Origin of the sequence: Actinomadura sp. KC345, from assembly GCF_004348515.1 — a bacterium.
Lineage (GTDB): Bacteria > Actinomycetota > Actinomycetes > Streptosporangiales > Streptosporangiaceae > Spirillospora.
Genome location: NZ_SMKH01000338.1, coordinates 1 through 7,812, shown reverse-complemented (window position 1 = coordinate 7,812; position 7,812 = coordinate 1). Strand labels below are relative to the sequence as shown.

Here is a 7,812-nt window from a genome sequence, read left to right as displayed (position 1 = left end):
CACCGTAGCCCGCCCGCCCCGCACGGGCGAAACGTTTTCCGGCGGTCCCCGCTTAGAACGCCCTTCTCCCGGACGGCATTCCGCCGGCCGGCCGCCCTTGTTCCGGTGGCCCCGAAAGGGCGGTCCGCGCGTGCGGGACGATCAGCCGGCGCCGTACACCGGCTCGGGGGCGGGGGCCTCGGCCAGCAGGCCCGTGACGACCTCGCCGACCTCGGCCGGGTCCCACCGGGCGCCCTTGTCGGCCGCCGGGCCGTGGCGGAAGGCGTCCATCACGCAGATCCTGCCGCCTTCGGCCTCGAAGACCCGCCCGGTCACGTCCCGCGACCCGGCCGAGCCGAGCCACACGACGAGCGGGGAGACGTTCTCGGGCGCCATGGCGTCGAACCCGCCCTCCGCGGGGGCGGCCATCGTCTGCGCGAAGACCTCCTCGGTCATCCGGGTCCGGGCGGCGGGCGCGATCGCGTTGACGCCCACCCCGTACCGGCCGAGCTCGGCGGACGCGACGAGCGTGAGGCCGACGATGCCCGCCTTGGCGGCCGAGTAGTTGCCCTGCCCGACGCTGCCGAGCAGCCCCGCGCCCGACGAGGTGTTGACGACCCGCGCGTCCACCGGCCGGCCGGCCTTGCTCTCGGCGCGCCAGTACCGCCCGGCGTGCTTGAGCGGCAGGAAGTGGCCCTTGAGGTGGACGCGCATGACGGCGTCCCACTCGTCCTCGGCGAGGTTGACCAGCATGCGGTCGCGCAGGAACCCGGCGTTGTTGACGAGCGTGTCCAGCCGGCCGAACGTGCCGGTCGCCGTGGCGACGAGCGCGGCGGCGCCGGTGTCGGTGGCGATGTCGTCGGTGCTCGCCACGGCCCGTCCGCCGAGCGCCTCGATCTCCCGGACGACGTCGTGCGCGGGCCCGCCGGAGGCGTCGCCGGTGCCGTCCCGCGCGACGCCCAGGTCGTTCACCACGACGAGGGCGCCCTGCCGGGCGAACTCCAGCGCGTGCGCGCGGCCGAGCCCGCGTCCGGCCCCGGTGACGGCGACGACGCGGTCCTTGCAGATCATCGTGACTCCTTCTCGTCCTTGTTGGCGGTGGCGGCGTCCAGGAAGGCCGGGCGCTCTCCCCCGCCGTGCAGCAGCATCTCCGTGCCGGTGACGTAGGCGGCCAGGTCGGAGGCGAGGTACACGCAGGCGGCGCCGACCTCGTCCGGCGTGCCGAGGCGGCCCATGGGGACGGTGCGCCCGACCGCCGCGATCCCCTCCTCGTCGCCGTAGTGCAGGTGCGCGGTCTCCGTCCGGATCATGCCGAGGACGAGCGTGTTGACCCGGACGTGCGGGGCCCACTCGACGGCCAGGGACCGCGTCAGGCTGTGCAGCCCGGCCTTCGCGGCGCCGTAGGCGGACGTGCCCGGCGAGGGGCGGACGCCGCTGACGCTGCCGATGTTGACGACCGAGCCGCCGCCTCCCTCCAGCATCCGCGGCTGGAGCACCCTCGACATGATCAGCGCGGACGTCAGGTTGAGTTCGATGATCTTGACGTGGGTGCGCAGGGCGCCGTCGGTGAGCGGCAGGAACGGTCCGCCGCCCGCGTTGTTGACCAAAACGTCCACGCGTTCCAGCCCGTCGGCGAACGCCTGCGCGGCGTCCGCGTCCCGGGCGTCCAGCGACACGAACCTCGCGGTCCGGCCGTTCGCCTCGGGCAGCGACTCCGGCTCCCGCCGGGCGACCGCGACGACGTCGGCGCCCGCCTCCAGGAACGCGCGGCTGATCCCGGCGCCGACCCCGCGCACGCCCCCGGTGACCACGGCGGTCCTGCCCTCCAGATCGAGCGTCAGTGCCATCCCGCCTCCTCTGTGCGCTCTGCTACCGTCTGTTCTAACAAATGTTTGGTGGAAAGGTAGCGCATGGGAGTCTCCACCACGACCCTGGACGGGGTCGCCGAGATCGTCGTGGACGCGCCGCCGGTCAACGCCCTGACCGTCGCGGGCTGGTACGAGCTGGCCGACGCGGTCCTCGCGGCGGGCCGCGACCCGGGGGTCGGCGCGGTGCTGCTCCGCGCCGAGGGCCGGGGATTCAACGCGGGCGTCGACATCAAGGAGATGCAGAACACCGAGGGGCACGGCGCCCTGGTCGGGGCCAACCGCGGCTGCTACGCGGCGTTCGCGGCCGTCTACGACTGCGAGGTCCCGGTCGTCGCCGCGGTCCACGGCTTCTGCCTCGGCGGCGGCGTCGGCCTGGCGGGCAACGCCGACATCGTGGTCGCCTCGCAGGACGCCTACTTCGGCCTGCCCGAGGTCGACCGGGGCGCGCTCGGCGCCGCCACCCACCTGGCGCGGCTCGTCCCGCAGCACCTCATGCGCGCGATGGTCTACACGTGCCGCAACGTCACGGCCGAGGAGCTGCACCACCACGGCTCGGTGCTGGAGGTCGTCCCGGCGGACGAGCTGCGCGGCACGGCGATGGAGGTCGCCGCGACCATCGCCGCGAAGGACCGGTACGTCATCCGGCGCGCCAAGGAGTCGCTGAACGGCATCGACCCGGTCGACGTGAAGCGCAGCTACCGCTACGAGCAGGGCTTCACGTTCGAGCTCAACCTGGTCGGCGCCGGCGACGAGCATCGCGACGCCTTCGTCGCGAAGGGGGCGAGATGAGCAAGGTCGTTTCCATCGAGGAGGCCGCCGGGGCGCTGGAGAGCGGCATGACGGTCGGGATCGGCGGCTGGGGGTCCCGGCGCAAGCCGATGGCGCTCGTCCGGGCGATCCTCCGCTCCCCCGTCACCGACCTCACCGTGGTGACCTACGGCGGGCCGGACGTGGGCCTGCTGTGCGCGGCGGGCAAGGTCCGGCGCCTGGTCACCGCGTTCGTCACCATGGACTCGGTGCCGCTGGAGCCGCACTTCCGCCAGGCGCGGCAGTCCGGGTCGATCGAGCTGACCGAGTACGACGAGGGCATGTTCATGTTCGGGCTGTACGCGGCGGCGCACCGGCTGCCGTTCCTGCCCACCCCCGCCGGGCTCGGCTCCGACGTGCTCAAGGTCAACCCGGAGCTGAAGACGATCCGGTCGCCCTACGAGGACGGCCGGGAGCTCGTCGCCGTCCCGGCCCTGACGATGGACGTGGCGCTCGTCCACATGAACCGCGCCGACGCCCGCGGCAACGCCCAGTACCTCGGGCCCGACCCGTACATGGACGACCTGTTCGCCAAGGCCGCGGACCGCACCTACGTGTCGTGCGAGCGGCTCGTCGACACCGCCGACTTCGCCAAGGAGGGGCCGGTGCAGTCGCTCCTGATCAGCCGGTCGCAGGTCGCGGGCGTGGTGGAGACGCCGAACGGGGCGCACTTCACCGACTGCGCGCCCGACCACGGGCGGGACGAGGCGTTCCAGAAGTTCTACGCGCGGTCGGCGGCCGACCCCGGCGAGTGGGCGGCGTTCCAGGACCGCTTCCTGTCCGGCGACGAGGCCGCCTACCAGGACGCCGTCCGGGTCTGGCAGGAGGAATCCCGTTGAGCACCACCCCAAGAGACACCACGGGCACCGTCACGCGGGCCGAGGTCTGCGCGACCGCGTGCGCGGACCTGTTCCGGGGCGACGGCGAGATCGTCGCGGCGGCGGTGGCCGGGTTCGTGCCGATGCTGGGCTCGCGGCTGGCGCGGGCGACGTTCGAGCCCGATCTGCTGACGACCGACGGCGGCCCCGCGCTGAGCGCCGAACCCGTCCCCCTCGGGGCCGCGGCGGCGACGGCCGAGGGCTGGCTGCCGTTCCGCGACCACCTGTGGCTCGTCCTGAACGGGCGGCGCCACGTGGTGATGGGGCCGAGCCAGATCGACGCGCACGGCAACACCAACATCTCGTGCATCGGCGACTGGGAGCGCCCGCAGCGGCAGCTCCTCGGCGTGCGCGGCGGGCCCGGCAACACGCTGCTCAACACGACGAGCTACTGGGTGCCGAAGCACTCGGCGCGGGTGTTCACCGCGAAGGTCGACATGGTGAGCGGCGTCGGCTGGGACCGGGGCGCGCACGAGATCCGCGCCGTGGTGAGCAACCTCGCGGTGCTCGACTTCGACACCCCGGACCGGCGGATGCGGCTCCGCTCGGTGCACCCCGGCGTCACCGCCGACGACGTGGTGGCCGCCACGGGCTTCGAGCTGGCCGTCCCGGACGAGGTGCCGGAGACGCGGCTGCCGGACGAGAAGGAGCTCCGGGTCATGCGCGAGGTCCTCGACCCGAAGGGCCTGCGGGAGAGGGAGGTCCCCGCATGACCGGTCAGGTGCTCGACACCCCCCTGACGCGGCTGACCGGGGTGCGGCACCCCGTCGTCCAGACGGGCATGGGGTGGGTGGCCGGTCCGCGGCTCGTCACGGCCGTGGCCGACGCGGGCGGCCTCGGGATCCTGGCGTCGGCGACGATGACGCTCGACCAGCTCGCGGACGCGATCCGCGCGGTGAAGGAGCGCACGGACGCGCCGTTCGGCGTCAACCTGCGCGCCGACGCGGGCGACGCCGGCGACCGCATCGATCTCCTGATCAAGGAGGGCGTGAAGGTCGCCTCGTTCGCGCTCGCGCCGCAGAAGGAGCTGATCGCCGAGCTGAAGGACGCCGGGCTCGTGGTGATCCCGTCGGTCGGCGCCCGCCGGCACGCGGAGAAGGTCGCGGGCTGGGGCGCCGACGCCGTCCTGGTGCAGGGCGGCGAGGGCGGCGGGCACACCGGTCCCGTCGCCACGACGCTGCTGCTCCCGCAGGTCGTGGACGCGGTGGACATCCCGGTGATCGCCGCCGGCGGCTTCTTCGACGGACGCGGCCTCGCCGCCGCGCTGGCCTACGGCGCGGCGGGCGTCGCGATGGGCACCCGGTTCCTGCTGACCTCCGACAGCTCGGTGCCGGACGCGGTCAAGCGGGTGTACCTCGAGACCGGCGAGACGGTGGTGACCCGCCAGGTCGACGGGATGCCCCACCGGGTGCTGCGCAGCGACCTGGTCGACGCCCTGGAGCGCTCCGGCCGGGCCGGCGGGCTCGTGCGGGCGCTGCGCAACGGGGCCCGGTTCAAGAAGCTGTCCGGGATGACGTGGCGCGAGATGCTCGCCGACGGGAAGGCGATGAAGCACGGCAAGGACCTGTCGTGGTCCCAGGTCCTCATGGCCGCGAACACGCCGATGCTGCTGAAGGCGGCGATGGTCGACGGCCGCCCCGACCTCGGCGTGATGGCGTCCGGGCAGGTCGTCGGCGTCATCGACGACCTGCCCACCTGCGACGAGCTGATCGGCGCGATCGTGGAGCAGGCGGCGGAGGCGATCACCGCCCAGCAGGCGCTCCTCGCGCGCCAGTGCGGATGACCACGAACGTCGACCGGGTCGCCACCTCGTTGACTTGCGGCGTGTTGTTGCTTTCGACGCGCTCATGACGACAACACGCCGCAAGTCAACGCACCCGGTGAACCTTGGTGGACACCGCGCCAGCGAATCAGTACCGGTCGCCGACCGCGGCGGGAAGGCCGTCCAACTCGGCCAGGTCGGCCGCGGTGAGGTCGAGGCCGGCGGCGCCCGCGTTGTCGTGCAGGTAGCGCCGCTTCTTCGTGCCGGGGATCGGGATGACGTGCTCGCCCTGCGCGAGCGTCCAGGCGATGGCGACCTGCGCCGGGGTGGCGCCGTGCCGTCCGGCGACCGCCGTGACCGCGTCGACGATGCGGAGGTTGGCCTTCAGCGCGTCCTCCTGGAAGCGCGGGTTGCCGCCGCGGAAATCGGTGGACTCGAAGTCGGCGGAGGTGATCGTCCCGGTGAGGAACCCCCGCCCGAGCGGGGAGTACGGAACGAACGCGGCGCCGTTGGCCGCGCACCAGCCGACGACGTCGTCCGGTTCGCCCAGCGGGTCACGGGTCCACAGCGACAGTTCCGACTGGACGGCGGCCACCGGGTGGATCGCGTGCGCCTCGGCGGCCTGCGCCACGCCGACCTCCGACAGGCCCAGCCGGCGCGCCTTGCCCTCGGCGACCAGCTCCGCCATCGCGCCCCAGGTGTCGGCCAACGGCACCGCCGGGTCGACCCGGTGCAGGTAGTACAGGTCGATCACGTCGGTGCCGAGGCGGCGCAGGCTGTCCTCGGCGGACGCCTTGACGTGCTCGGGCGTGCCCCGCCGGACGAGCCCGAGGGTGCTCGGGTCGTCGACCACCAGGCCCGTCTTGGTCGCGACGACCGCCTCGCCCCTGCGGCCCGCCAGCGCTCGGCCGACGAGCGACTCGTTGTGGCCGTCGCCGTACGGCTGTGCCGTGTCCAGGAACGTCACGCCCAGGTCGAGGGCCTCCCGGATCAGCGCGACCGACGCCTCGTCGTCCCGTTCCGACTCGGTGTAGGCCCAGCTCATCCCCATGCAACCGAGCCCCACCGCGCCGACCGGCGTACCCGCGAACTCGCGCTTCCTCATCGTTACTCCTTTCGTCAGGGACGGATGCTCAGGCCGGTGCCGCGTCCAGGCGGGAGGGCCCGGCGACGGCGGCGACGAGGCCGCCGTCCACGATCAGGTCCTGGCCGTTGATGTACCGGGCGTCCGCCGAGGCGAGGAACGCGACCGCGCCCGCCACCTCCTCGGACGTGCCGATCCGCCCGGACGCCACCTGCGCGCGGATCGCGTCCGCCTCGTCCTCGGGGACGGCCCCGCGGTACATGGGCGTGTCGATGTAGCCCGGGCTCACCGAGTTGACCCGGACGCCCCGCGGCCCGAGTTCCGCCGCCAGCGTGCGGGTGAGGCTCTGCACGGCGGCCTTCGTCGCCGAGTACAGCGAGCCGTCCGGCAGTCCGCGATGCAGCGTCCACGACGCGTTGACGACGATCGCGGCGTCCGCGGCCAGCAGCGGCAGCGCCTTCTGGACGGTGAAGAAGACGCCCTTGAAGTTGACGTCGACGGCATGGTCGAAGGCGGCCTCGGTCATGTCCGCGGCGGGGCCGAACACGGCGATCCCGGCGTTGGCGAAGACCACGTCGAGGCGGCCGTGCCGTTCCCGCACGGTCTCCATCAGCGCGTCCAGGTCCGGCAGGCTCGCCGCGTCGGCGCGGACCGCGAGGACCCGGTCGCCGCCGGCCAGGTCCTTGACCGCCGCGTCGAGGCGTGCCCCGTCGCGTCCGGTGATGACGACCCGCGCCCCCTCGTCCAGCAGCCGCCGGGCGGTGGCGAGGCCCATTCCGCTGCTCCCGCCGGTGATGAGCGCGACCTTGTCTGCGAAGCGTGCGTTCTGTGACATGCCGACCAGCCTGCCGGTCGTCCCGGAAGGGCGGCAGAGTCCGCTCATCATGGGTCTGCGACCACCACCCTCGGGTTCAGCTCGCGGCGGCCAGCCCGTGCCGCGCCGCCAGCCGTTCGAGGCGCTCCCGCGTCCCGGTCTCCGGCTGCGGGTTGTACAGCACGAGGTCGTGTCCGGGATGGTCGGCGAGCGGCAGCACCGTCGCCTCGAAGATCAGCTCGCCCGCCTCCGGATGGCGGATCCCCTTGACCGCCTGCGCCCGCGCGCTGACCTCGTGCCGGTGCCACAGCTCCGCGAACTCGGGGCTGACCGCCAGGAGGTCCTCGGCGATCCGGGCGAACTCGGGGTCGTCCGGGTAGCGCGCGGCGTCCGCGCGGAACCGTCCCACCACTCCCGGCGCCGCGGCCTCCCAGTGGAGGTGGGTGGCCCGGTACCGGACGCTGGTGAAGAAGGTGACCAGGCAGTTGTGGTCGTCGTCGCCGTATCCGAAGACCTCGCGGGCGGCGCCGTTGACCGCGATGAGGTTCCAGTGGCGCTCGCGGATGTAGGCGGGACGCGGGGCCCAGGCGTCCAGCACCCGCCGCAGTTCCGGGGTGACC

The 7,812-nt window shown here is 73.5% G+C and carries 8 protein-coding genes and 1 pseudogene; 4 read left to right on the top strand and 5 right to left on the bottom strand.

From position 1 onward, the window contains the following. Window positions 1–141: 141 nt before the first annotated feature. Together E1281_RS34415 and E1281_RS34410 are read right to left on the bottom strand one after the other, a co-directional pair. A complete protein-coding gene (locus E1281_RS34415) occupies window positions 142–1,050 on the bottom strand; it encodes an SDR family oxidoreductase (RefSeq protein ID WP_131883896.1) in 909 nt (302 codons plus the stop codon). Then, window positions 1,047–1,826: an SDR family oxidoreductase gene (locus E1281_RS34410; protein ID WP_131883895.1), complete on the bottom strand. Its 780-nt coding sequence runs from the start codon at window positions 1,824–1,826 to the stop codon at window positions 1,047–1,049. The genes E1281_RS34415 and E1281_RS34410 overlap by 4 nt, the downstream gene beginning before the upstream one ends. Before the next feature lie 63 nt (window positions 1,827–1,889). On the opposite strand from E1281_RS34410, the gene E1281_RS34405 reads away from it, so the two are divergent. Genes E1281_RS34405 through E1281_RS34390 form a run of 4 tightly spaced genes read left to right on the top strand, consistent with a single transcriptional unit; the run spans window position 1,890 to window position 5,315 of the window. Then, window positions 1,890–2,636: an enoyl-CoA hydratase family protein gene (locus tag E1281_RS34405; RefSeq protein WP_131883894.1), complete on the top strand. Its 747-nt coding sequence runs from the start codon at window positions 1,890–1,892 to the stop codon at window positions 2,634–2,636. After that, window positions 2,633–3,493: a CoA-transferase gene (locus E1281_RS34400; protein ID WP_131883893.1), complete on the top strand. Its 861-nt coding sequence runs from the start codon at window positions 2,633–2,635 to the stop codon at window positions 3,491–3,493. The genes E1281_RS34405 and E1281_RS34400 overlap by 4 nt, the downstream gene beginning before the upstream one ends. Beyond that, entirely contained in the window at window positions 3,490–4,245 is a 756-nt protein-coding gene (locus E1281_RS34395) for a CoA-transferase (RefSeq protein WP_131883892.1), read from the top strand. Before E1281_RS34400 ends, E1281_RS34395 begins: the two co-directional genes overlap by 4 nt. After that, window positions 4,242–5,315 (top strand): nitronate monooxygenase, encoded by a 1,074-nt coding sequence (locus tag E1281_RS34390; RefSeq protein WP_131883891.1) that lies wholly within the window; start codon window positions 4,242–4,244, stop codon window positions 5,313–5,315. Before E1281_RS34395 ends, E1281_RS34390 begins: the two co-directional genes overlap by 4 nt. 127 nt (window positions 5,316–5,442) lie before the next feature. Here E1281_RS34390 and E1281_RS34385 read toward each other — a convergent pair whose 3' ends face one another. The 3 genes and pseudogenes from E1281_RS34385 to E1281_RS34375 all read right to left on the bottom strand — a co-directional run. After that, window positions 5,443–6,399 carry an aldo/keto reductase gene (locus E1281_RS34385; protein WP_131883890.1) on the bottom strand — a complete coding sequence of 319 codons (957 nt, stop codon included), beginning with the start codon at window positions 6,397–6,399 and terminating at the stop codon, window positions 5,443–5,445. A gap of 28 nt (window positions 6,400–6,427) precedes the next feature. Further along, the gene (locus E1281_RS34380; RefSeq protein WP_131883889.1) at window positions 6,428–7,213 is read right to left on the bottom strand and encodes a glucose 1-dehydrogenase; all 786 of its coding nucleotides are present in this window, start codon (window positions 7,211–7,213) and stop codon (window positions 6,428–6,430) included. 76 nt (window positions 7,214–7,289) lie between these two features. Beyond that, a pseudogene (locus E1281_RS34375) lies at window positions 7,290–7,812 on the bottom strand (transcriptional regulator); the annotation flags it as partial.

Coding starts and splice junctions, on each gene's coding strand:
- E1281_RS34390 (WP_131883891.1), top strand. CDS start 4,242: ATGACCGGTCAGGTGCTCGACACCCCCCTGACGCGGCTGACCGGGGTG.
- E1281_RS34380 (WP_131883889.1), bottom strand. CDS start 7,213: ATGTCACAGAACGCACGCTTCGCAGACAAGGTCGCGCTCATCACCGGC.
- E1281_RS34400 (WP_131883893.1), top strand. CDS start 2,633: ATGAGCAAGGTCGTTTCCATCGAGGAGGCCGCCGGGGCGCTGGAGAGC.
- E1281_RS34405 (WP_131883894.1), top strand. CDS start 1,890: ATGGGAGTCTCCACCACGACCCTGGACGGGGTCGCCGAGATCGTCGTG.
- E1281_RS34410 (WP_131883895.1), bottom strand. CDS start 1,826: ATGGCACTGACGCTCGATCTGGAGGGCAGGACCGCCGTGGTCACCGGG.
- E1281_RS34415 (WP_131883896.1), bottom strand. CDS start 1,050: ATGATCTGCAAGGACCGCGTCGTCGCCGTCACCGGGGCCGGACGCGGG.
- E1281_RS34385 (WP_131883890.1), bottom strand. CDS start 6,399: ATGAGGAAGCGCGAGTTCGCGGGTACGCCGGTCGGCGCGGTGGGGCTC.